The sequence below is a fragment of the Listeria monocytogenes genome (assembly GCF_013282665.1).
GTDB classification, from domain to species: Bacteria; Bacillota; Bacilli; order Lactobacillales; family Listeriaceae; genus Listeria; species Listeria monocytogenes_C.
Map to the genome: position 1 here is coordinate 364920 of NZ_CP054041.1, position 23609 is coordinate 388528.

Here is a 23609-nt window from a genome sequence, read left to right on the forward strand (position 1 = left end):
CTAAAATAAGCCATATTCTGGATTTATTTTTTTCACGATGTAGTTAGTGAGTAGCACTAGAATAAAGCCGACGATGGACTGATAGAAGCCAGCTGCTGCACTCATGCTCATATCTCCAAGTGACGTTAAACCTCGGTATACATATGTATCAATAACATCCGTCACTGGATAAAGCGGACCTGAATTTCGTGGTAATTGATAAAACAAACCAAAATCAGAGTTAAAAATCTTCCCGACATTCAAAATCGTTAAAATAACCATCAGTGGCGTTAATGCTGGAATTGTTACATGCCTAATTTGTTGCCATTTGCCAGCACCATCAATCATTGCCGCCTCGTAGTAGGTCCGGTCGATTCCGGCAATTGCTGCAAGATAGACAATACTTCCATAACCCAAGCCTTTCCAAACATTCATCATGATAAGGATAAACGGCCAGTATTTCGGATCGTTATACCAGGAAATCGGGTCTTGTCCAAATGCAAGTAAAATATTATTCATCAGTCCACTGTCTTCGCTCAAAAAGCTGAACAAGAAATAGCTGACCACTACCCATGATAAAAAATGGGGGAAAAGCATTCCCGTTTGATAAATTTTTGCTCCTCGCTTATTTAGTAAGCTGTTGAAAATAATAGCAAGTGCTACACCAAGAAACAGCCCAACGATAATAAATACTAAATTATAAAGAACGGTGTTTCGGGTAATAATAAAAGCGTCGTTTGTTTGGAATAGGAATTTAAAATTTTCAAGTCCCACCCAGTCGCTGCTCATAATACTGGATAAAAATCCTTTCCCATCAATCTTGTAATCTTTAAATGCAATCACTGTACCAAACATTGGTAAGTATGAGAAAACCAGGAACCAAAGGACGCCTGGAAGTACCATTAATAGCCAAATCCGATTAGCTCGAATTTGTGATAAAACTTTTTTCAATCCATTCACCCCTCTTTTTTGTAAGTGCTTTCAACATCTTTAGTTTATCGTTTTTACGAGGGTTAAAATAGTTGCGGATGTTTAGATTTATAGACAAATATTAGAAATAATCTTATTGATGGATTTTTCGGTAACGATTCGGCGTTTCACCTGTGTGCTTTTTGAACTGTCTATAAAAATAAGCCATATCGGTATAACCAGATTTCCGAGCGATGATGGTTAAGTTATCTTTTGTTTGCAGTAATTCTTCTTTTGCATAGTTCACTCGGTAGCGATTTAAATAATCAGTAAAATGTTCGCCCATTTCTTTTTGAAAAAGTTGACCGAGATAAACGGCATTAATATGGAAGTCATTACCAAGCGTTTTCAAAGACATTCCTTCTGCAAAATGTTCCGTGATATAAGAAAGCACGTTTTGAATAATGGGGCTTTTTGATTCATCTGTTTGTTTTTTGCGGTTATAGTAACGAATAGCATAGGCTAGCGTCGCCTCTTCCAATCCCTCAATACTCGTTTCTTCGGCAATTCTCCCCATGGATTCATTTAACTCTTTTGGATCTGATTCTGCCATCATGATAAGTAGCTCATTTAAAATATGGAGCATTTGATGTGGGTCGCTTTCCAGCTTGTGATCATTCCATTCTTTAAAAAAGTGCTGGATCCACGCTTTAATTTCTTTTTCGTTATTCATCACGAGGAGTTTCGCGAGTTGATGTTGTTTCCTTTTCGGACGCCAAGTATGTTTGGTACGTTTTTGATAGGCGATTAGGCTACCAGGCTCTTGAACAAGTCGTTCCGGAAGTAACCTAGTAAGTTGGCGAAAGGCTTGTGGGTACATCATTTCGCCTTGTACTTTTTCACTGATAAACAGATAAAAAGCTTCATTCGAAAGGTGCTTTTTTACATCTTGATGAATCGCTAAAATTTGTTCGGATATTGAGGTTGGCTCGGTTATCCCTATCATTATTTCATTTTCTGGCGTAAGTAGCATAAATGGAAAGTCCTTCCGATATTGTTCAGAAAGATTTTTCCATTCAGTCAGATTAATTTCTTTTGTTGGTTGAATTTGGACGAGAACGGCATTTTCCTTTGAATTTAAAGTCATATCGTATAATGCCAGGCGCTCTTCCCATTCTTCTTTGTTTATTCGTAAATTTAGCCAGCGCCAAATCGTATTGTCCCGTAAGATGTAATACGCTTCTTCCCTTGGTATTACACTGTCTGTCATTTGTTTTTTCTCTATTTGTATAAATGTTTCTTTTAATTCTTGTTCATTTAAAGGCTTTAGTAAATAATTTTCGATTCCCGCTGAAAGTCCTCGTTTCACATAATGAAAATCTTCAAATCCGGAAAGAACAATCGTTTTAGTTGCTGGTTGTCGTTTTTTCCATTCGTCAATTAATTCCAAACCATTCATTACGGGCATCTCTATATCAGTCAAAAGTACATCTACTTCTTGGTTAGCAAATAAATCTAAGGCTACTGCGCCATTTTTGGCAGTTCCGATAATTTTAATTGATTGCTCAAATTCTGGAATAATACTTTCTAAACCTTTGAGAATAAGGGGCTCGTCGTCTACTAGTACAATTTTTAGCATTACTTTTCTCCTCCCATATTTTGAGGTACTTGAAACAGAATAACAGTACCTTCATTTGCTTTACTTTTAATGGTTAATTGATAAGTTTCTCCATATAAAAGTTGCAATCGTTTGTTTAAATTAGCTAGACCGATGTGACTCGTCTCATCTTTACTTTTAATTGTTGCTTGCACTTCTTTTAATTTCTCTTCACTCATTCCCGAACCATTGTCTTCAATTCTAAATTGTAAATTGTTATTTTCTGCGGAAACCGTCATTGCGACTATTGGATTTTGATTTTCTTTATAAGCATATTTGAAAAAGTTCTCAATGAGCGGTTGCAGAGCAAACCTTGGAATCTGCGTATGATTGAAACGTTTTTCCATATGGATTTCCAGCTTAATTGGCTGTTCGTGGCGCATTTCCATAAAGCGGACATATTGTTTCACGTAATTGATTTCTTCACCTAAAGTGGTGATTTCACGGTGATTAGCTGTGTAGCGCAGTAGTGTTGCAAGCTGATAAATCATATCACTTGTCGCTTTGGCTCCTTCTACGCGCGCGTTCATCCTAATTGCTTCTAGTGAATTATAAAGAAAATGAGGCTGCATTTGACCTTGGAGCGCTTTTAGCCGTGCTTTTTGTTCTTCCATTTCCAGACTATAGACTTTCTTCACATACGCATCGAGGTTTTCTGTCATATGGTTAAACCGCTCACTAATCATCGTTAGTTCATCCCCGTTATTATCGACCGGAAGCTTTGCATCAAGCGTCCCGTTTTCCACTCGATTCATCCCACCAATAATCGTTAAAATCCGTTTAGAATAACGTCTACTAATAACAAAATTAATACTGATGGAAAAAATAACTAATAACAGGCCAATTCCAAATAAAGTAAGTTCAATGAGCGGCGCCCCATCATCTGTTACGCGATATAAATATGTATTGTTTTTCAAGCCGTTTGTTTCATTTTCTGTTTTTTGAAAGTACACTTTTTTGTTATCAGCATGAACCCATCCTTGTTTTTCGGGCGTTTGGATTTGCTTCTTTGGGTGGTTGGAATATAACTCGACTCCCTTCGTATTTTGTATTTGAAAAATCGAGTTTTGATAATCTTTCGTAATCCATTTGCTTAGAAAAGTTGGGTCAATGTATAGAAGCAAATACCCCATTTGTTTTAATGTGCTTGGGTCATTAATCGGCTGTTTTACGACTATTTTATTTTCAATTGTATAAAATGTTCCTTGCTTCGATGCTTCGGTGGCGATATTTGCCTCCCCATATGTATCAACCGTTTCTTTCCATTCACGGTAACGGCTCGGGAATGTATAAGAGTAACTGCCATCATCCGAAATGAGCTGCAGCGCGATAATGTCCTCATCATACGAAAAATAAGACTGTAAATACGTTTGCATATCTACAGAATAAAAATTTTTACTTTTAAAATAGTTATCAATATTTTGCTCCGTATAGCTACCATAATCGTTTGTCATTGCAATTTGAACATCTTGCATCAAATCACTATTACGATAAATATCTTGTGTTAAACTAATTAACGCCTTTTGCTTCTCCGAAAGTGCGTCCAGCTGCTTACTTGCAATGGTTTCTACTTTTTGGAGATTGGTATCTAGTTGAATATTAGTATAGTACTTATAAATGAAAAAAAGTAACAAGCTCACCGTAAAAAGACTTGTCAAAGAAAAAATTAGTAACATTCTTTTGAAAACGCGCTTACGTGGCAATTCCTGTGTCATATTCCTTTACTACCCCCTCTTCTTTTCTGATTATTGCATACTATCCGCAATAATGTAAGGGGTTACTTTGGTTCCATTTGCTTGAAACGTTGTAAGTTAATTTTCATTATCCAATAACTTGGTAACACGCCAGAAATAAATAAAAGAAAAGCAGGCATTTTTGAGATTAACCAAGCACAAAAAACTAGCCCAACCACAATCATAAAAGTATTTTTAAAACTAGTAATCGCGAGCAAGAACGCTTGCCCGACATAAGCACGCGCATTTTTCATTTGGAAGTGAACAAATACCGTGAAATACTGTAAAAAGGCAATACCCACAAGAAAAAGCAAAAACATTAAGAAAAAGTATAAAATCGTCGACCAAAAACCTTGAATTAATTCAAAAACAATTCGCAAATCTGCATACAGGAAAATCCCTATCACTGCAAAAATCGCACCCGCTAAATTAGCCGAAACAAACACTTGTTTATAGGTTTTCCAAGCAGCTTTCCATACTGGTACATCTAAATCACCCCGCGCCCATTTTCTCGTTATCGTAAACAAAGCAACTGTCGCCGGCATAAAACCAAGCACAATCCCGCCGATCAATACGAGGAAAATCCATACTAAATTTGTCCAGACGAGCCGAATAATCCAGTCACTAATAACGGAAAATTTATCAATAAGTTTCATTCTTTTTCTCTCCTTTGATAGTAAGAGAAAGCCTGAGTTTTCGCCCAGACTTTTCTTTTTTTATTTACTTAATGGGCTGCCTTTTACGTACACACCACACAAACTTAAAACAAATTCACTAAACATCGCATTAGACCAAGCAAACCAGTCGCGCGTGAATTCAGCTGGATTCGAGGCATTGACACCTTCGTGCATATAATCCGTTCCGCCATCTCCGGCAATCAGCATCTCTAATATCGCTTGTTTTTCTGCGTCTGTTTCTGCTGTTAATCCTTCGATACTAAGCGCAATCGGCCAGACATAATGATCAGGCGTATGTGGACTACCAATTCCTGTAAGTACACTACCTTCGACAAAATAAGGATTTTCTCGGCTTAAAATAAGTTTTCTAGTCGCTTGGTATGCAGGATCATTTTTCTCACAAAAACCTAAGTACGGCGCAGCGAGCAAACTTGGCACGTTAGCATCATCCATAAATAATTGACGTCCCGTTCCATCTACTTCATACGCGTAAACATCGCCGTAATATGGATGGGCTTGTTTCGCATAAGTCTCAATCCCTGCGGCAACTTCTTTTTGTAAATCCGAGCTATCTTTCAGCAACTCTTTATCATCCGGGTAAAACGCTGCTGCGATTTCGTGGACGTAATCCATCACCACAACTAAAAACATATTACTCGGCACAAGATAGCCATACATACATGCGTCATCACTTGGTCTAAAGCCACTCCAAGACATACCAGTATAGCTTACATTTGTTCCTTTTCCGTTATTATTTAAGGTATCTGATTGACGTACATTTTCTCGTTCAAAACGATACGGACTTTGCTCTGTATGCTTTTGTTCGATTTTAAAAACTTCGATGATTTGATGCAATGCTTTTCTAAATTCTTCGGTAAAATGACCTGTACGGTTGGTGCTTTTCCATAATAAATACGCTAATTGGATCGGATAGCAAAGGGAATCAATTTCATATTTTCGTTCCCAAACTAGATCAGTCATTGCAGTTTTGTCGTTTTGAAACCCCGCCCCATTTGCCGATTTATTAAAAGCATTCGCGTATGGGTCATGCAAAATACATTTAGTTTGTAACTTTACGAGGTTTTCAATGACAGTCGCCATTTCCTCGTCTTCTTCCGCCACAATTAAATATGGTCTAATTTGACTTGTAGAATCACGTAACCACATTGCTGGAATATCTCCTGTAATAACAAATGGAAGTCCCTCTTCTGTTTCTTGTAAAGTAGTTGTATACGTATTCGTAAAACATTTTTCAAACATACGATGTAGTTTTTCGTTTTCCGGAAAAGTCGTTTTCACTTTCTCTATCCATTTGTTAAAACTTGCTGGTACTGTGTTTGTCATGTATTACACTCCTTTTAAGGTGATAATTTCGTTTGGACTAGCGGTAAATTGTTTCTTGGAATCTCCCGTCGTTTCTTCCAAAATAGTTGATTTCTGCCACGATTGAATTGTATGTAGCTGTTTTGGTTCACTTGCGGTTTGGAAGAAACGGATAATTGGTTGGTTGTCTTTAGCGAGTTTAAACGCTGAGAAGACAAATCCATTCTCTGTTTTCCATTCTGCAAAATCTCTTTTTTCTGCGAGAAATTTTTCTTTCGTTGCTGATTTGTGTTGGAATGCAAAAATAGGAGTTAAAAGTGCGTTTACTTGTGCTGGGATGGAGCTATTTGCTACATCAGAATCACCTGTTAGGAAAACGTGAAACTCTGCTGTAATCTCTCGGTGGCATTCCGCTTCATATGCCGGAAAATCACCCCAATCGCCTATTTCAGATACTGCGCGCAACAACGTTAATTCCAGTTGGTCCCCGTGTTCGCTTACTTCATATTCTGGCAAATCAAGGCTTGCGACAACGAGATTCCCACTAGCAACAAAGCCTTGTTTTCGGTTGTCTTTGGCAGGATTCGTCCATTCTTTGACTTGTTTATTTGCGCGTGTTACTACTTCAAAAACACTTCCCGCTTGATGCGTTTCTGTTTGTTTTCCAGTTGGGAAAAGCACGCGGAGTCGATGGTCATCTATGTTATTATTAAATCTAACGCGGACAGTTAATTGTTTATCAGTATTATTTAGCGTTAATTCCGTGGTGATTTTAAATACAGTAGAATTTTCCGAGCGCTTCGACTTTCGGTCCGGATGCCATACTAGTCGACGTTTTTCTTCAGCAAAGGAGTCGCTTGCGCTTTCTGGTATTTCGATTTCATGGCTCATTTCGATTGTTTTTCCGAGTTTATCCTCTCGTAGCACTCGAATTACCGGTTTAGAATGAAGCGTATTTATTCGTAAGTTATCGCCGGTTTCTTTAAACATATATTCATTCCCAATGTCGCCCGCGTCCTCATAAGCTCCAACTCCCGCAACTTCTACCGCTGTTTCTTTATCTAAAATCGTATACGTCCCATTCGCCGCAATTTCTACTTTTAAAAAGCGATTTTCTAAAGAGAAATCTTGCGCTTGGCTAGCTCGTTCATTCACCAAATCGACCGAATGCGCGTATATTGTTTCATAACCAACCGCTGGCAAATTTTCTACGGTGAAGGTTAGTTTGTACTTTCTCGCAAAATAAGAATCGCGGAATTTCCGTTCTGGTAAATCGTAATTAAAATGAACGCCAAGTGGCTCGACTACAACTGGAATTTCGTCGCCGGTGCTTGTTTCTAATCGAAAACTTTGCTCTGGAAGTTTCGCTAATTCATCTGGTATTAATTCAAAATGCATCTCAGAAAAATGAATTGCATCTGTTTCAAGTTCGAGTTCTATGGTTCTCGTTGCTTCGAGACCACCTGCATGAAACACCGTAATGGGAATGCCCGATTCATTCGTTGTAATTTGTTCTGTGATTTGACGTGCGGCGTTTTGAATAATCGCCATAGTCGCTTGTTCGACTTTTTCAAAACGAGCTTCCATTTCACGGTGTACCTCATCCAAACTACATCCCGTGATACTGTCATGGATTTGATTTTCCATAAGCAATTTCCAAGCATAAGCTAAGTATTCATGCGGATACTGGACACCAGCTTCCGTCGCCATCACAGAAATTGGTTCAGCCAAACGCTCTAATAAACGCTCTATTTTAGCATTTGCTTGTTTCAAGTAAATACGTGAAGATGCTGTGTTAGCAAGCGTAGACCATCCATCTGATTGTTGGCTCGTTAATTCTCCGTGAACCGTTTGTAATTTTTCGGGAGCAAGACCAGCTTTAACAGCCTCTTGGTATTTTTCAAAATGACTATGGATAAACTCCACCTCAGGATAAAGTTCGCGCGCCACTTCCAACGCTTCCGCTAAATCAGTTTGTACTGGCTGATGATCACAGCCGTTCATAAATAGCCATTCATCCGTCGATGCGAATCGTTCCACATCTGCTAACTTCTTATCCCAGAAAACTTTCGCAGCTTCTTTTTCCACCGGAATTTCATTGCCATTGGAATACCAATTTGCGAGTAAAATTCCTAATACTTTCGAACCGTCCGGGCTTTCCCAAAACATCTCCGAATATTTCGAGGCAAAAGCGCTATCAAAAACTTGATTGTTAAAGCCGGTTGGATTGACCCCACGACCAAAAACGACCGTATCAAAACCAGCTTGGCACATGAGCTGTGGCACTTGACCATATAAACCAAACGTATCAGGAAAATAACCAATTTTCTCTACTTGACCGAATTCCTCTGCCATTTCTAAACCATACTGCAAATTACGAATATTCGCTTCTCCGCTTGTTAGAAAAGCATCTTGCAACATGTACCATGGCCCGATTCGCAGTTTCCCTTCCGTAACCAGCTGTTTCATTTTTTCTCTTTTCGTGGGTTTCACAGCTAAATAATCTTCTAACATAATCATTTGTCCATCCATATGAAAATGATGAAATCCATCTTCTTTATCCAGTAACGCTTCTACTTCGTCCATCAATGTAACGAGTCTAAATCTCAAACTTTCTAGTGGTAAAAACCATTCTCTATCCCAGTGAGAATGAGAAATAATATGCGCTTTCTTTCTAGTCATTTTGCCCCTCCAAATATCCTTTTTGTATTCGCTTTCAAGCTAAGTATAGTAAGGGCTAAAGTGAATTGCAATGCTAGGCGAAAAACTACTATGAATAATCCATTTTCCCTTGATTTGTCCATTACAAGAAAGCGTAAACCTTCCCACTCTAAGAGAATCTCCCAGCAAACCTAAAAAAAGCCAAATTGACATCTTTTGCCGCTATGATATATTGAAATCGTTCTAGACAAAATAGAAAGGATATGAGTATAGCTATGTTTTTCACTAAAGATAAATTACGAGGCAGGCTGGATGAAGTCGCGCTTTATCGTTACGAAAAAACTTATCCTATCCAAAAATTCCAAGCAGCCGAGGATATGGATGGAGAAATCGCTGCACGACCAGATAACATCTTGTATGATGTCGAATTAACTATCGGGGACAACTGGTCAGGTAGGGACCGTTATGTCTGGCTCAAAACAACCATTACTTTCCCAGACACCAAAACGGGCACGCGCTTGATTGGCTACTTTGATTTCGGAAATACCGGCGACGGTCACAATTCTGGCTTTGAATCACTATTATTCGTTAACGGGGAACCATACCAAGGCGTCGATCAAAATCACCGCGAAGTACTTTTCCCAGATAGTTTTGCTGGAGAAAAGGTAGAACTAGTCTTTCGTTTATGGTCCGGACTGGAAGGCGGCGGAACCCCAACCATCCAGACACATCAGTTAAAAGAAGCCTTTATTGGATATTTAAATCTCGTCATTGATGATTTGTATTTCACGAGTAAAGCAACTTTAAAAACACTCGACCAACTCGAAGAAAAAAATCCAACCTATGCACCGCTCCTTCAAGCGGTTAATCGCGCTTACCTTGCGATTGATTGGAGTACACCTGGATCCGTACAAAACCTTGCCTCGATGGCAACGGCCAACCAAATCTTACAAACCGCTCTGAAAAAAATGCCGAAAAACTTTCCTATCAAAGTGGCGGCTGTCGGACATACGCATATAGATGTAGCATGGCTTTGGCGCTTAAAGCATACTCGCGAAAAAGCCGCACGGTCATTCTCGACCGTGCTTCATTTAATGGAAGATTATCCTGAGTATCTATTTCTCCAATCGCAACCGCAACTTTACGCCTATATCAAAGAAGATTATCCAGAAATTTATGCGAAAATCAAAGCGAAAATCAGTGAAGGTAACTGGGAAGCGGATGGTGGAATGTGGCTTGAAGCTGATTGTAATATTCCTAGCGGCGAATCGCTCGTACGGCAAATGCTCTACGGTCAGAAATTTTTACGCGAAGAGTTTGGCAAACCGTCTAGTTTTCTATGGTTACCAGATGTATTCGGCTATAGCTGGGCTTTACCGCAAATCCTTCGTAAATCAGGCATCAAGACTTTTATGACAACCAAAATCAGCTGGAATCAATATAACCGCATGCCCCACGATACATTCCAGTGGCGCGGGATAGACGGGACGGAAATTTTGACCCATTTCATTACTGCTCCAGAAAAAAATAGCCGCATTTCAACCTATAATGGCAAAATGACAGCGCGCGAACTTGTCGGTCTTTGGGACAAATATCAAGATAAAGAAGTGAACCAAGAATTATTACTTGCTTACGGCTACGGTGATGGCGGTGGCGGTGTGAACCGAGAAATGCTGGAGATGCGCCGTCGTTATGACGCGATGCCAGGAATTCCCGAAGTAAAACCAAAAAGTGCTACAGCTTATTTCAACGATTTACACGAGACAATAAATACGACTGACCAATATGTTCATACATGGAACGGCGAACTTTACTTCGAATATCACCGCGGAACTTATACGAGCCAAGCCTTTACCAAAAAAATGAATCGAAAAATCGAACTTGGCTTACGAAACAACGAATGGCTTTCGGTTATAGCAAATCTGAAACTAGGGACATCTTATCCAACTGAAAAATTAGCAAGCATTTGGCAAATTTTACTTCGAAATCAGTTTCACGATATTATTCCTGGTTCTTCCATCAAAGAAGTCTATGACGATGCACTAATCGAGTACACGGATGCGGCGGTAGAAAATAACACGTTAATTTCTAATCAATTGACCAGTTTAACAAAAGCTGCGGAAGAAAAAATAACGCTTTGGAATAGTTCCACTTGGACCGGACCGCGATACATCGAAATTTCGCCCGAAAACCAAGCGGACCATTTAGCCTTTTACGATGAAAATAACACTCCTCTACCTGCGCAAAAAATAGCAAATAACGCTTGGCTTATTCAGCATCCAAACTTACCTACGCTTGGTGCTACAACTATTTCTGTTAAAGAAACAGCTAATATTTTAGAACAGTCATCTTTTCACTATAAAAACAACCAACTAGAAACACCGTTCTATCAAATCACATGGAATGAAGCTGGTCAATTCACTTCCATTTTTGACAAAAAAAATAACCGCCAAGTATTAACGGAAAATGCGCGAGGTAATGTATTTCAATTATTTGAAGATAAGCCAATGTGGCATGACGCCTGGGATATCGACCTATTCTATCAAGAAAAACAAAAAGAAATCACCGCGCTAGCTTCAGTTGAAATAACGGAGAACGGTCCACTCCAATTCACTATGAAGCAAGTGTTACATTCCGAAAAATCTCAAATCACTCAGTGGATTCATTTTTATCACGAGAGCCCTGAAATCAGATTTGAAACCGAGGTGGACTGGCGAGATCGTAACCAGCTACTTAAAGTCGCCTTCCCTGTCTCCGTGCATGCCAGTGAAGCTAGCTATGATATCCAATTTGGAAATGTCAAACGACCAACGCACTGGAATACAAGTTGGGATTTTGCTCGCTTTGAGACAGTTGGACATCAATGGGCCGATCTTTCGGAGAAAAATTACGGTGTCAGTTTGTTAAATGATTCTAAATATGGCTATGATATTAAAGATTCTACCATCCGCCTAACCTTGCTTAAAGCAGCAGGCTATCCTGATCCAGATGCCGATTTAGGAATCCACCAATTCACTTATTCACTCTATCCACATCAAGGTGATTTCTTAGACGGGGAAACAGTTCAAGCAGCATGGGAATTGAATAATCCCATTTTCACTTCCAACGGCGAAATTCAAACTTTCTCTCTTTTCCAAGTGACAAATCCTTACGTGATGATTGATAGCATTAAACAAGCCGAGGACGGCGATGGTGTCATTTTGCGCTTGCATGAATTTGCGGGAACTCACGGTGAAGTGACAATAACAAGTGATTACGCGATTACCTCCATCACAGAATGCAACTTACTTGAGGAAAACGAAATATCGCTCTCCGATCCTACATTCACAGTAACTCCATTTGAAATAAAAACATACCGAATTCATTTAGCATAAAAAAACACGCAGCAAGGCTTCTCCCTAAGAAGTCCGCTGCGTATTTTTATTAGTTTAACGTGAACAGATTAAAGTTTAGTAACTTTTTCTGCTTGTGGGCCACGTTGGCCTTCAACGATTTCAAATTCAACGCTTTGACCTTCGTCTAAAGTTTTGAATCCTTCACCTTCGATAGCGCTGAAGTGTACGAATACATCATCTCCGCCTTCTACTTCGATGAAACCGAAGCCTTTTTCACTGTTAAACCATTTAACTGTACCTGTTTGCATATTTCACAAACCTCCAAAAATTTTCTAAATATGTTTCTTTTACTAACGAAAAAGATGTTAACAACAAGCTAATCATTTTTTCAATTACAAAATTCACATATTAGCAAAGATACTCATTTCACATCAATATCCTTGATAATAAGCAAATTAGCTACTATCAACACTTATATATTAACGCCAACGAACAAATAAATCAAGTGAAAAAGCCGTACGGTTACAAAATAGATTATTCAGTTTACTATCTGAAAAACCCTGCTATAAGTTAATTCTTATAACAGGGTTTTTATATTATTCTGTGATACTTTTATCTTTAATACGCCATTTCACAAGCAAATTATGTAATGGTTTTCGTACTAAGAAATAAACGCCTAGTGAGATAAACACTGATGCTGTACCAAGGAAAAATCCGCCAAGTACATCTGTCGGGAAATGTACACCAAGATAAACGCGTGTATACATTACAAACAGGATAAAACCATAACCGATAATGCCGATAACGATTTTTTGCCACATTTTTGGCACTGTGAAAATCAAGAACATCGCTGCAAGACCATAAAAAACCGCCGTCGCCGTTGCATGCCCACTTGGGAAACTAAAGCCTGACTCGCTTACTAACCAGTTCACACTAGCTGGACGCGTGCGACCAACCAAACTTTTCAAGACAAGATTTAGGACTACGCCACAAACGAGCATCGTTCCACCAAACCAAAGTCCGACAACAAATTTTCGTAAAAAGAATAAAATAAGAACGACTACAATGGTCAAAATAATTGTTGTTTCTGCGCTTCCTAGAGTAGTTAGAAATTTAACAATGGCTGTTTTATCTGGTTGAATGCCGCTGCGGATTTTTTCAATCCAGCTTAAGTCAAAACGTGCTACCCAGTTACTTTCTGTTGCGATAGCGGAAGCAATAGTAATAAATAAAATAAGGCAGAACCCGCCAATAACGAATAACGGTGTTGCTTTTTTACGATTTGTATTCATGGTTAACTCCTTTTCATTTGGTTGTTTTTAGAAATTCTTTTACTTCTTTTACAAGCGCCTGATACTGAGCTTGTTCAGCTGTCGCTTCATTTGTAAGCTCTGTAACGATATCATTTTCATAACGAACGGAACCTTTGCTCACAAAAGTGGCATTGCCAATTAGTTGCAGCGAAATTTCACCAGCATCATCTTTTTTCGCAGTTACTTGCACTCTTCCACCATCATTATAAACATTTAGCGGTATTTCCAATGTATCATTATCTAACATTTTTTTAATCAAACTACAAGCCGACATCGCTGTTCCGCATGCATTCGTAAAACCGACGCCGCGTTCAAAAGTACGCACATAAATAGCATCATCGCGTAAACGTTTCACAAAACTCACATTCACGCCATCTGGGAAATACGGATTTTCGCTATTTAAATAACTTGCTAATTTTTCTTGTTTATCGGAATCTAACACCGCTTGATCCACAAATGTAATCAAATGCGGATTAGGAACAGAAACAGCAGAAAAAGCGAGTTCTGCGTCAAGTTCTGGAATAACTTGATTGACTAATTTTTCCACGCCTACATGCATTGGTAACGTTTCTGCCGCAAACTTAACAGGAGAAATTTCCACTTGATAGGTCGGAATATCAAAACCAAGCGAAGTTGCTTTTTTGACATCAAGTATTGCTTTCATAGTTTCTACTTTTGCATCTGTCAAAGCGTGTTTTTCAAGTAAATAGCGCGCTACCGTTCTTAAGCCATTCCCGCACATCGAAGCAATCGAACCATCTGAATTAACGACACGCATTTGGCCAATTGGTCCTACTTCGCTGCTTTTTGTGACATATAAAATTCCGTCTGCCCCGCCAAGCGAATGCTTTCTATCGCAAAGTTTTATCGCAAAATCAGCACGTTGTTCGTCTGACCATTCCGTGATGAGATTTTCTTCTTCATCAACTAAGAAAAAATCATTTTGCGAACCATGTACTTTTGTAAAGTGAATTGTTGCCATTACGTTAAGCAACCTCCTTTATTTGGAATTACGTCTATAATACCACATCTTAAATTAAAAAAGCTTGGGGAACCTCCTTTTGAAATAACTAGGATTTCCCCCAAGCAAGCATTACGCTTCGTAGTGTTTTACAACAATATCCGCACAACGGCCACAAAGTGTTGGATGTTTTGGATTTACGCCTACATCTTTTTTCACAACACGGCAACGTTCACAAGTTTCGCCTTCTGCTACAGTAATTTGAACAGCTACTTGGTTTGATTTGAATGCAGATTCTGGTGCATTTTCTACACCTTCTACGAGTTCAAAGTCAGAAACGATAAACAGTTGTGCAAAATCGCCTTCTAAAGAATCAAATAGCGTTTTTGCTTCGCCATCTACGTATAAAGTTACTTTAGCAAGCATTGATTTACCGATAAGTTTTTCATTACGAGCGAATTCTAACGCTTTTTGGACGTTATCGCGGATTTGCATGAATGCGTCCCATTTCGCAGTAATTTCTTCGCTATCCGCTAATACTTTAACCTCTGGTAAGTCTTGCAAGTGAATACTTTCTACGCCTTCACCGATTAAGCTATTCCAAACTTCTTCTGTTGTATGCGGTAAAATTGGAGCAAGTAATTTTGTCAAAGTAACAACTGCTTCATAAAAAACAGTTTGCATAGCACGACGATCATGACTATCCGCTGCTTCAATGTAAACAACATCTTTGGCAAAGTCCATATAAAATTGACTTAATTCTACTGTACAGAAATTATTGATTTGGTGGTAAATAGTAGAGAATTCGAAAGCTTCGTAGCTATCCTTTACATTTTTCACTAAATCATTCAATTTAATTAGCATATATTTGTCTACTTCACGTAAGTTTTCATAAGAAACCGCATTCGTAGTTGGATGGAAATCATTGATATTTCCTAGCAAGAAACGCATTGTGTTACGGATTTTACGATATACTTCGGATACTTGTTTTAAGATTTCATCACTCACGCGAACGTCGGCTTGATAATCTACAGAAGCAACCCAAAGGCGAACAATATCTGCACCAAGTTGTTTAATTACTTTGCCTGGAAGAAGTGTGTTTCCAAGCGACTTACTCATTTTGCGACCTTCCCCGTCTAGAGCAAACCCATGACTTAGCACGTTACGATAAGGCGCTTCGCCAGTGATTGCTACAGCAGTTGTTAAGGATGAGTTGAACCAACCACGATATTGGTCAGAGCCTTCCATATATAAATCGGCTGGACGATTTAATTCTGGACGAGCATTTAATACAGCTTGATGACTTGAACCAGAATCAAACCAAACGTCCATAATATCGGTTTCTTTCGTAAATTCCCCATTTGGACTACCTGGATGCGTAAAGCCAGCAGGTAACAAGTCTTTCACATCGCGTTCAAACCAAACATTCGAACCATGCTCACGGAAAAGTTCAGAAATGTGATTGATTGTTTCGTCTGTGATAATCGCTTCTCCATTTTCTGCATAGAAAATTGGTAGTGGAACGCCCCACGCACGTTGACGAGAAATAACCCAATCGCCACGGTCACGAACCATGTTGAATAGACGTGTTTCGCCCCACGCAGGAGTCCAGTTAACACCTTTAACAGCTGCCAGTAAATCATCACGGAATGCGTCAATCGAAGCAAACCACTGTGCTGTTGCACGGAAAATAACTGGTTTTTTCGTACGCCAATCATGTGGATAAGAGTGCGTGATGAATTCCATTTTTAGTAATGCGCCCACTTCTTCTAACTTTTCTGTTACCATTTTGTTCGCTGTATCGTAAAATACGCCTTCAAACCCTGGTGCTTCCTCTGTAAATACACCACGATCATCTAAAGGAGCAAGTACTTCTAAATCATATTTCTTCCCAATTAAAAAGTCATCTTCCCCGTGTCCAGGAGCCGTATGAACCGCACCAGTACCAGCTTCAGCAGTGGCATGTTCCCCGTTCATTACTAAAGAATCACGGTCATAGAATGGGTGTTTAGTTACAACGCGGTCAAGTTCAGAACCGCGCACTGTTTTCACAACTGTCGCATCTTCAAAACCTAATTTTTCACGTAAACTTGGTAAAAGCGCTTCTGCTACAACATATTTTTCTCCAGCGGATTCAATCACGACATAGTCCAAATCAGGGTTAACTGTAATACCCATGTTTGCTGGGATTGTCCAAGGAGTTGTTGTCCAGATGACGATATTCGTTCCTTCGTCTAGTATGCCTTTTCCGTCAGTAACTTTAAAGGCAACAAAAATCGAAGCAGATGTTTTATCTTGATATTCGATTTCTGCTTCCGCAAGTGCAGATTCACTTGAAGGAGACCAATACACTGGTTTTTTCCCTTTGTAGATATAGCCTTTTTTCGCCATTTCACCGAAGACTTTGATTTGCTCTGCTTCGTATTCTGGTAAAAGCGTGATGTAAGGATTTTCCCAATCACCATTAATTCCAAGACGTTTGAATCCTGTACGTTGCCCCTCTACTTGTGTCATCGCATATTCCGCACAAAGTTTACGGAATTCTGCAATAGACATTTCTTTCCGTTTAACGCCTTTTTTGGCGATAGCTGTCTCGATTGGCAATCCGTGTGTGTCCCAGCCCGGTACATACGGAGAACTGAAGCCGGCCATTGATTTATAACGAACGATAATATCTTTGATTGTTTTGTTTAGAGCATGACCCATGTGAAGCTCTCCGTTAGCGTAGGGAGGGCCATCATGTAAAATATACGCCTTGCGTCCTGCATTTTTTTCTTGAATTTTCTCATATAGCTTTTCTTCTTCCCATTTTGCTTGCCATTCAGGTTCTTTGTTTGGCAAATTTCCACGCATTGGAAAATCTGTTTTTGGCATTAATAACGTATCTTTATACTCCATGTTTTCTTCTCCTTTAAAAATTTATTTTTAAACACAAAAAAATCTCTCCCAAAAAAGGGACGAGATTCGCGGTACCACCCTTGTTGACATGCATGTTAATTGCTTGCCCACTTCATTAATGCCATAACGCTGGCTCGCGCTAACACTTACTCAAGCAACTGCTTTTTCGGGTTAGAACTAAAGAGTGATTTCGATTTTTTAGAGGATAGCTGGTCTCACACCTTGCACCAACTCGCTTTATATCCTATATCCAAAAAATTTACTTGTCTCTAATAATCGTTTTTAACGTTCTTCAGATTGAGCTGATTCAACTTCTTTGATTGATGCAAGTTCTGTCGCATCTACATCGTAAGCCATCATTTGTTGCCAATCTTCACTTTTAATTAAATCCATTTGTGCTTCCACTAGCATACGTAAACGTTCACGGAATACTTTGGATTGACGTTTTAAGTCTTCAATTTCAATCGCGATTTTGCGCGCTTTAGAAAGTGAGTCGCTTAAAATTCGGTCAGCATTTTTTTCTGCTTCACGGACAATAAGTTTGGCTTCTTTTTCAGCGGAAGCTTTCACTTCTTCGGCAGCTGTTTGTGCCACGATTAATGATTTGTTTAGTGTTTCTTCAATGTTGGTAAAATGACCTAAACGTTCTTCACTATTATTTAAAGTGTCCTCAATACGCTTTTTCTCTTTGATAACTTGTTCATAATCTTTAATGATTTGATCGAGGAAGTCATTTACTTCGTCTTCGTCATAACCTCTAAAACCACGGGTAAACTCTTTGTTATGTATATCCAGCGGCGATAATGGCATATCTAGCACCTCCATAGGACTATTGTTTATAAATACCTAACATACATTCTACCATAATTAATAGCTTTTTCCTAGAATTTATATTAAAAATGGTTAGATTAAAAATCCTGCTTTTTCTAAGGCTTCAATTGCTTGTTCTAATTGCTCTATTGTATCTGCTTCAATCGTGTGCAAATGTGTTCCGTCCGTTAGCCCCGACAGCATAGTGGCACCCGTCGTCTGCACTTTTTTAATAAATTTTTCGACATCAAACCGGCTCTTCAAATGTAAAGAAGCAGTAATTTCTCCATAAATCGGATGGTCAACTATCACATCCACAATAGAAACTCCGTAATCGACTAGAATATTTAATTCTTCTGCCGCCTGTTCTTTCGTGTGCTTTACGGCAATCACCCGTCGTTCTCCTATGAAACTTGTTTCTTTCGCATAAATATAACCTTGTGGTGTAGCCAAAATTGGCTCATTTCCAGCTTTTAGTAAAGAAATATCTTGAACAATGACTTGGCGACTAACATTGGTCTTGCTCGCAAGTTGGTTTCCAGAAATAGGCGTTTCCGCTTCTTTTAACCATTTTAAAATAAGTTGCCTGCGTGTATTTCCTAATATTTTTTTCATCTTCTCACCTTTTTCGTAGTAATTTATCTAGTTCCTTTTTAAAAATCAGACTATCGCTTAATTCATTTTCTCTCCCAAATGACAATCGAATAAATCGACTTGCTTCTTCTGTCGTTTTTCCAGTAGCGAGTAATGTTCTGGAAGGCGCAGGGTCACGTAAACTACATGCGCTCGTTGTCGAAATTTGGATGTCCGCTTCGTTAAATGCGAGTAAGGCTTCTTGCCCTTGCATATTCGGCAAAGTGATTCCTAAAATAAACGGAGACGTATTTAATCCGCCCTCGACCTTAATTCGCGCTGTTAACGTCTCGCAAATTGCCATTTTCAATTCTGCCATTCGCCGCGCTTCTTTTTCTCTATTTTCCATTATATCATAGGCAGCTGTTGTAAAGGCAGCAATTGCTGGAACATTTACAGTTCCAGGTCTAAAGCCGAATTCATGATGCACATTTGGCAAAGGAGTTTGCATAGGAGCATCTGGTTTTATAAAAAGTAGTCCCGCCCCTTTTGGTCCATAAATTTTATGCGAGGAAATACTAAAGCTAGTTACGTCATGTAATGCTAAATCTAGTTTGCCAAAGGATTGAACGATATCTGTATGAAAATAAACGCCTGCTTGTTTAGCAATATGCGCTAATTCTCCAATTGGCTGAATTGTTCCAATTTCAGAATTCACGTGTTGAATAATGATTAGTCCTGTATTCGGAGAAATCATCTTCTGTAACTCAGCAGGATTTACTTTACCAACAGAATCGACTGGTAATATCGTCACTCGGCATGCACCGGCTTCTTCAAGCGCCTCTAATTGTTGCCAAACAGAAGCATGTTCCATTGGACTTACTAGTATCTCTTTCTTTTCCGTTGAATGTAGTAGCGTTTGAATCGCGATTTGATTACTTTCTGTACCACCGCTCGTAAAAACAATTCCTCGCGTTGGCACATTTAAAATTTCCGCAAAACTTTCCCGACATTTTTCCAAAAGGGCTGCTGATTTCGTCCCCGCATCGTGTAAGCTTTCCGAATTAGCGAAGAACTCTCTGGATGCACTTGTAAAAACTTCTATCGCCGCCTCACTCATTCTCGTAGTGGCCGCATGATCAAAGTAAATCATCTCTTTTTCTCTCCCCTAAAATTTTATACTTGAATTTCGGTTTATTTTGTGTGATTATAGATGACAAGACAACTGTATATTCACTAAGAAGTATACAATTAATCGAACCTACTATGCAAGAGGTGGAAATCATGATAAAAGAACGAGTGATTATAGTCGGGAGCGGTATTTCAGGTTGCACCGCTGCTCTCAGATTAATGCAGGATTATGATGTGACAATAATCACAAAAGGTCTCAAAGAAGAAAGTAATTCGATGCTCGCGCAAGGCGGGGTGGCAGCAGCAATGTCAAAAAGCGATACTCCGAAAAAACATTTTAGCGATACTTTTCAAGCCGGTTGTTTTCATAATAAAGTTCTAGCAGTAAATCAACTCGTTACTCACGGTCCAATGGTTATCCAAAAGCTGATTGCAGAAGGGATGGCTTTTGACGAACAAGACGGTGAACTTGCGCTTGGTTTAGAAGGCGCCCACCAATTGCCACGAATTTTACATACTGGCGGTGATCAAACCGGCAAATTTCTTACTACTTTTTTACAAGAAAAATTAACAAACATTCACTGGCAAGAGCAAAAAATGGCTATCGAAATTATAAAACAGAATGATACGGCTATCGGTGTCCATTGTTTAGATCAAGGAAATCAGCTACATACTTATTACGGAGAACATATTATTTTAGCAAGCGGCGGGCTTGGGCAACTTTTTCCAGTTACAACGAATGCGGCGACGATTTCTGGTGATGGTTTAGCGATTGCTTACCGGGCTGGTGCGAAACTGACCGATATGGAATTTATCCAATTTCATCCCACTCTTCTCTTTCTAAACGGGCGTTGTCATGGACTTATTTCAGAAGCGGTCCGTGGTGAAGGTGCCCAACTTATTCGCGCAGATGGTTCAGCAGTAATGACTAATGTTCACCCGAGAGCTGATCTTGCGCCGCGCGATATTGTTGCTGCGACGCTATTTGCAGAAATTCAAGATGGGAATGAGGTTTTCCTTGATATCACGGCAATTCCTAATTTTGAAGAACGTTTTCCGGGAATTACAGCTAATTTGGATGCACATCACATCCCATTTCGTGAAACAAAGCGGATCCCAGTTCATCCCGGCGCACATTTTTTAATGGGTGGTATTCGTACCGACCTATCTGGCAAAACGAACATTCCCGGTTTGTACGCCATTGGTGAGGTTGCAAATGCAGGTGTGCACGGCGCTAATCGTCTCGCCAGCAATTCCCTCCTTGAAACGCTCGTCTTTGGTGAAAAAGTGGCTGAATACATTCGCACGCAAAAAACAAATCCAATAGACCATCCAGAAATCCCTCTTTCGAACCAAACCCAAACACCCCATTTACCAGATAAACAATTACTTCAAGAGAAAATTTGGACAACGCTTGGCATCACAAGAAAACCTGAAAAAATCACCGAATTTCTTCACTGGCTCACTGATTTTGATTACGCAAACCACACTCGAGAAACAGCAGAAATTAGCCACATGCTTATCACCGCAAAACTAATCGCCGAAAGTGCGCTCAAACGAACAGAAAGTCTTGGTGCACATCGAATTTTAAAAGGAGTAATAAAATGAATTCCATACTTATGAATCAAGCAATTCAAGCATTTTTATTAGAAGATATTGGTCAACATGATTTAAGTGCAGAAACTGTTTTTCCCCGTGACACAATGGGAGAAGGTGTTTTCCTAGCGAAAGAAACAGGTATTCTTTGTGGTATTTCCATCCCGCCGAAAGTTTATGAAATTCTCGGTGGATTTACACAATTTGAAGCTTATAAAAAAGATGGTGACTGGGTTGAAAAAGGGGATATTATTGCAGCTGTCACAGCCCCCGTGCGCACGTTGCTTTCCGGCGAGCGGGTCATTTTAAATTTAATGCAACGAATGAGTGGCATTGCTAGTCAAACTAATTTTGCGGTCAAACAACTGGATGATTCCGCTATTCGAATTTGTGATACGCGAAAAACAGCACCTGGTCTGCGCGCCTTCGATAAATACGCGGTACAGACCGGTGGCGGCTTTAATCATCGCAACGGTCTATACGATGGCGTTATGCTAAAAGACAACCATATCGCCTTTTCTGGAGGTATCACACAGGCTGTATCTACAGTACGGGAAAAACTTGGCCATATGGTAAAAATCGAAGTGGAAACGGAAACTGCTGAACAAGTAAAAGAAGCCGTTCAAGCCGGCGCAGATATCATAATGTTTGATAATCGCACACCGGAAGAAATCAAGCAAATGGTTAAACTAGTTCCACCGCCTATTACTACAGAAATTTCCGGTAATGTCACTTTAGAAAATATTCATCGTTATAAGGGTTCTGGGGCAAATTACATTTCTTTAGGATCTATAACGCATTCTGTCCGTGCGTTTGACATCAGTTTTAATAGCAAAGGAGGAATAAAGGCATGAATTTATTACAAACAATCGAACAAGATACCATGCCAACTCGCTATAAGCAAATGACGCAGGCCGAAATGATTGCTCGTGTCACAGAAATTAAAGCCCAGCTTGGCGAGAATCTCTTTATACCCTGCCATCATTATCAAAAAGATGAGGTCGTTCCATTTGCCGATGCGATTGGCGATTCTTTACAATTAGCGCAAATTGCTGCACAAAATAAAAAAGCCAAACATATCGTTTTTTGCGGTGTTCATTTTATGGCTGAAACAGCGGATATGCTTACGACAAGCGAACAGATTGTTACTTTGCCGGATATGCGCGCTGGTTGTTCGATGGCAGATATGGCGGACATTCATCAGCTAACCAATGCTTGGCCAAAACTGCAAATCCTTTTTGGAGATACGATTTTACCTGTCACTTACATTAATTCCACTGCTGCGATAAAATCCTTCGTTGGCGAACATGGTGGTACTACGGTGACATCTAGTAACGCAACGAAAATTGTTTCATGGGCGCTCGAACAAAAAGAGCGGATTTTCTTTCTTCCAGATCAACATCTAGGTCGGAACACGGCGTTCGAACTAGGCATTCCCCTCGAACATATGGCAATTTGGAACCCGATAAAAAATGAACTGGAATATGAGGGCAATTTGGATGATTGTAAAGTCATTCTGTGGAAGGGCTACTGCTCCGTTCACCAACATTTCACCGTCAAAAATATCGAAAATATTCGTAAAAACCATCCTAATATGCGAATTATTGTTCATCCAGAATGCACCCATGAAGTCGTTTCATTAGCAGATGATTCCGGTTCAACGAAAAAAATTGTGACCGAAATAAACAATGCAGCGCCAGGCACAGAATGGGCAGTGGGTACCGAAGCCAATTTAGTTGGTCGCATTATCCAAGAAAACCCAGATAAAAAAATCGTCTCGCTAAATCCGTTTATGTGCCCTTGTATGACCATGAATCGAATTGATTTACCACATTTACTTTGGACACTAGAAGCTATCCAAAACGGCGAACAACGAAACCAAATCAAAGTCGATGAACAGACAACCAAATTTGCCTTAAAAGCTTTAGAAAGAATGCTCCAATTAAGCTAATAAAAAACGAAAGCAGTGACTGCTTTCGTTTCAGCTCCTTTATATAAGCTTCTATTTGTCAATCTAAATTTTAATCTGTAGAACTTAGTCGAGCATATGCTA

The 23609-nt window shown here is 39.5% G+C and carries 17 protein-coding genes and 1 other annotated feature; of the genes, 4 read left to right on the top strand and 13 right to left on the bottom strand.

Annotation, left to right across the window (positions count from 1 at the left end):
• From HRK21_RS01860 to HRK21_RS01885, 6 genes are all read right to left on the bottom strand, one after another.
• Complete coding sequence (locus HRK21_RS01860) at positions 1-930, bottom strand: ABC transporter permease (protein WP_003739389.1); 930 nt, start codon at positions 928-930, stop codon at positions 1-3.
• Between the two features lie 112 nt (positions 931-1042).
• The gene (locus HRK21_RS01865) at positions 1043-2527 is read right to left on the bottom strand and encodes a response regulator transcription factor (protein ID WP_070005995.1); all 1485 of its coding nucleotides are present in this window, start codon (positions 2525-2527) and stop codon (positions 1043-1045) included.
• Positions 2527-4260: a sensor histidine kinase gene (locus tag HRK21_RS01870; RefSeq protein WP_070005996.1), complete on the bottom strand. Its 1734-nt coding sequence runs from the start codon at positions 4258-4260 to the stop codon at positions 2527-2529. The genes HRK21_RS01865 and HRK21_RS01870 overlap by 1 nt, the downstream gene beginning before the upstream one ends.
• Before the next feature lie 62 nt (positions 4261-4322).
• Positions 4323-4934 carry a YesL family protein gene (locus tag HRK21_RS01875; protein ID WP_070005997.1) on the bottom strand — a complete coding sequence of 204 codons (612 nt, stop codon included), beginning with the start codon at positions 4932-4934 and terminating at the stop codon, positions 4323-4325.
• 60 nt (positions 4935-4994) lie between these two features.
• Positions 4995-6299, bottom strand: coding sequence for a glycoside hydrolase family 125 protein (locus HRK21_RS01880; RefSeq protein WP_070005998.1), 1305 nt, complete (start codon positions 6297-6299; stop codon positions 4995-4997).
• Positions 6300-6302: 3 nt separating this feature from the next.
• Positions 6303-8960, bottom strand: a complete 2658-nt coding sequence (locus HRK21_RS01885) for an alpha-mannosidase (RefSeq protein WP_070005999.1) — start codon at positions 8958-8960, stop codon at positions 6303-6305.
• Between the two features lie 254 nt (positions 8961-9214).
• On the opposite strand from HRK21_RS01885, the gene HRK21_RS01890 reads away from it, so the two are divergent.
• Entirely contained in the window at positions 9215-12313 is a 3099-nt protein-coding gene (locus HRK21_RS01890) for an alpha-mannosidase (RefSeq protein WP_070006000.1), read from the top strand.
• A gap of 68 nt (positions 12314-12381) precedes the next feature.
• Here HRK21_RS01890 and cspB read toward each other — a convergent pair whose 3' ends face one another.
• From cspB to HRK21_RS01925, 7 genes are all read right to left on the bottom strand, one after another.
• Positions 12382-12582: a cold-shock protein CspB gene (gene cspB / locus HRK21_RS01895; RefSeq protein ID WP_003723180.1), complete on the bottom strand. Its 201-nt coding sequence runs from the start codon at positions 12580-12582 to the stop codon at positions 12382-12384.
• Positions 12583-12870: 288 nt separating this feature from the next.
• Positions 12871-13566 (bottom strand): phosphatase PAP2 family protein, encoded by a 696-nt coding sequence (locus tag HRK21_RS01900; protein ID WP_003739396.1) that lies wholly within the window; start codon positions 13564-13566, stop codon positions 12871-12873.
• Between the two features lie 13 nt (positions 13567-13579).
• Complete coding sequence (gene dapF / locus HRK21_RS01905) at positions 13580-14569, bottom strand: diaminopimelate epimerase (RefSeq protein ID WP_070006001.1); 990 nt, start codon at positions 14567-14569, stop codon at positions 13580-13582.
• Positions 14570-14680: 111 nt separating this feature from the next.
• A complete protein-coding gene (ileS, locus tag HRK21_RS01910; protein WP_070006002.1) occupies positions 14681-17446 on the bottom strand; it encodes an isoleucine--tRNA ligase in 2766 nt (921 codons plus the stop codon).
• A 52-nt stretch (positions 17447-17498) separates the two neighbouring features.
• Positions 17499-17732, bottom strand: a binding site (T-box leader).
• The gene (gene divIVA, locus HRK21_RS01915) at positions 17729-18256 is read right to left on the bottom strand and encodes a septum site-determining protein DivIVA (RefSeq protein ID WP_003739399.1); all 528 of its coding nucleotides are present in this window, start codon (positions 18254-18256) and stop codon (positions 17729-17731) included. Its footprint overlaps the feature before it by 4 nt.
• Positions 18257-18349: 93 nt before the next feature.
• On the bottom strand, positions 18350-18871 hold the full coding sequence (locus HRK21_RS01920) for a transcription repressor NadR (RefSeq protein ID WP_069887921.1): 522 nt from the start codon (positions 18869-18871) through the stop codon (positions 18350-18352).
• A 4-nt stretch (positions 18872-18875) separates the two neighbouring features.
• A complete protein-coding gene (locus tag HRK21_RS01925; protein ID WP_003739401.1) occupies positions 18876-19982 on the bottom strand; it encodes a cysteine desulfurase family protein in 1107 nt (368 codons plus the stop codon).
• Between the two features lie 131 nt (positions 19983-20113).
• On the opposite strand from HRK21_RS01925, the gene nadB reads away from it, so the two are divergent.
• Genes nadB through nadA form a run of 3 tightly spaced genes read left to right on the top strand, consistent with a single transcriptional unit; the run spans position 20114 to position 23507 of the window.
• Positions 20114-21568 (top strand): L-aspartate oxidase, encoded by a 1455-nt coding sequence (nadB, locus tag HRK21_RS01930; RefSeq protein ID WP_069887919.1) that lies wholly within the window; start codon positions 20114-20116, stop codon positions 21566-21568.
• On the top strand, positions 21565-22410 hold the full coding sequence (gene nadC, locus HRK21_RS01935) for a carboxylating nicotinate-nucleotide diphosphorylase (RefSeq protein ID WP_069887918.1): 846 nt from the start codon (positions 21565-21567) through the stop codon (positions 22408-22410). The genes nadB and nadC overlap by 4 nt, the downstream gene beginning before the upstream one ends.
• Positions 22407-23507 carry a quinolinate synthase NadA gene (gene nadA, locus HRK21_RS01940; protein WP_069887917.1) on the top strand — a complete coding sequence of 367 codons (1101 nt, stop codon included), beginning with the start codon at positions 22407-22409 and terminating at the stop codon, positions 23505-23507. The genes nadC and nadA overlap by 4 nt, the downstream gene beginning before the upstream one ends.
• Positions 23508-23609: the final 102 nt, after the last annotated feature.

Coding starts and splice junctions, on each gene's coding strand:
- HRK21_RS01865 (WP_070005995.1), bottom strand. CDS start 2,527: ATGCTAAAAATTGTACTAGTAGACGACGAGCCCCTTATTCTCAAAGGT.
- HRK21_RS01870 (WP_070005996.1), bottom strand. CDS start 4,260: ATGACACAGGAATTGCCACGTAAGCGCGTTTTCAAAAGAATGTTACTA.
- HRK21_RS01875 (WP_070005997.1), bottom strand. CDS start 4,934: ATGAAACTTATTGATAAATTTTCCGTTATTAGTGACTGGATTATTCGG.
- HRK21_RS01880 (WP_070005998.1), bottom strand. CDS start 6,299: ATGACAAACACAGTACCAGCAAGTTTTAACAAATGGATAGAGAAAGTG.
- HRK21_RS01885 (WP_070005999.1), bottom strand. CDS start 8,960: ATGACTAGAAAGAAAGCGCATATTATTTCTCATTCTCACTGGGATAGA.
- HRK21_RS01890 (WP_070006000.1), top strand. CDS start 9,215: ATGTTTTTCACTAAAGATAAATTACGAGGCAGGCTGGATGAAGTCGCG.
- cspB (WP_003723180.1), bottom strand. CDS start 12,582: ATGCAAACAGGTACAGTTAAATGGTTTAACAGTGAAAAAGGCTTCGGT.
- HRK21_RS01900 (WP_003739396.1), bottom strand. CDS start 13,566: ATGAATACAAATCGTAAAAAAGCAACACCGTTATTCGTTATTGGCGGG.
- dapF (WP_070006001.1), bottom strand. CDS start 14,569: ATGGCAACAATTCACTTTACAAAAGTACATGGTTCGCAAAATGATTTT.
- ileS (WP_070006002.1), bottom strand. CDS start 17,446: ATGGAGTATAAAGATACGTTATTAATGCCAAAAACAGATTTTCCAATG.
- divIVA (WP_003739399.1), bottom strand. CDS start 18,256: ATGCCATTATCGCCGCTGGATATACATAACAAAGAGTTTACCCGTGGT.
- HRK21_RS01920 (WP_069887921.1), bottom strand. CDS start 18,871: ATGAAAAAAATATTAGGAAATACACGCAGGCAACTTATTTTAAAATGG.
- HRK21_RS01925 (WP_003739401.1), bottom strand. CDS start 19,982: ATGATTTACTTTGATCATGCGGCCACTACGAGAATGAGTGAGGCGGCG.
- nadB (WP_069887919.1), top strand. CDS start 20,114: ATGATAAAAGAACGAGTGATTATAGTCGGGAGCGGTATTTCAGGTTGC.
- nadC (WP_069887918.1), top strand. CDS start 21,565: ATGAATTCCATACTTATGAATCAAGCAATTCAAGCATTTTTATTAGAA.
- nadA (WP_069887917.1), top strand. CDS start 22,407: ATGAATTTATTACAAACAATCGAACAAGATACCATGCCAACTCGCTAT.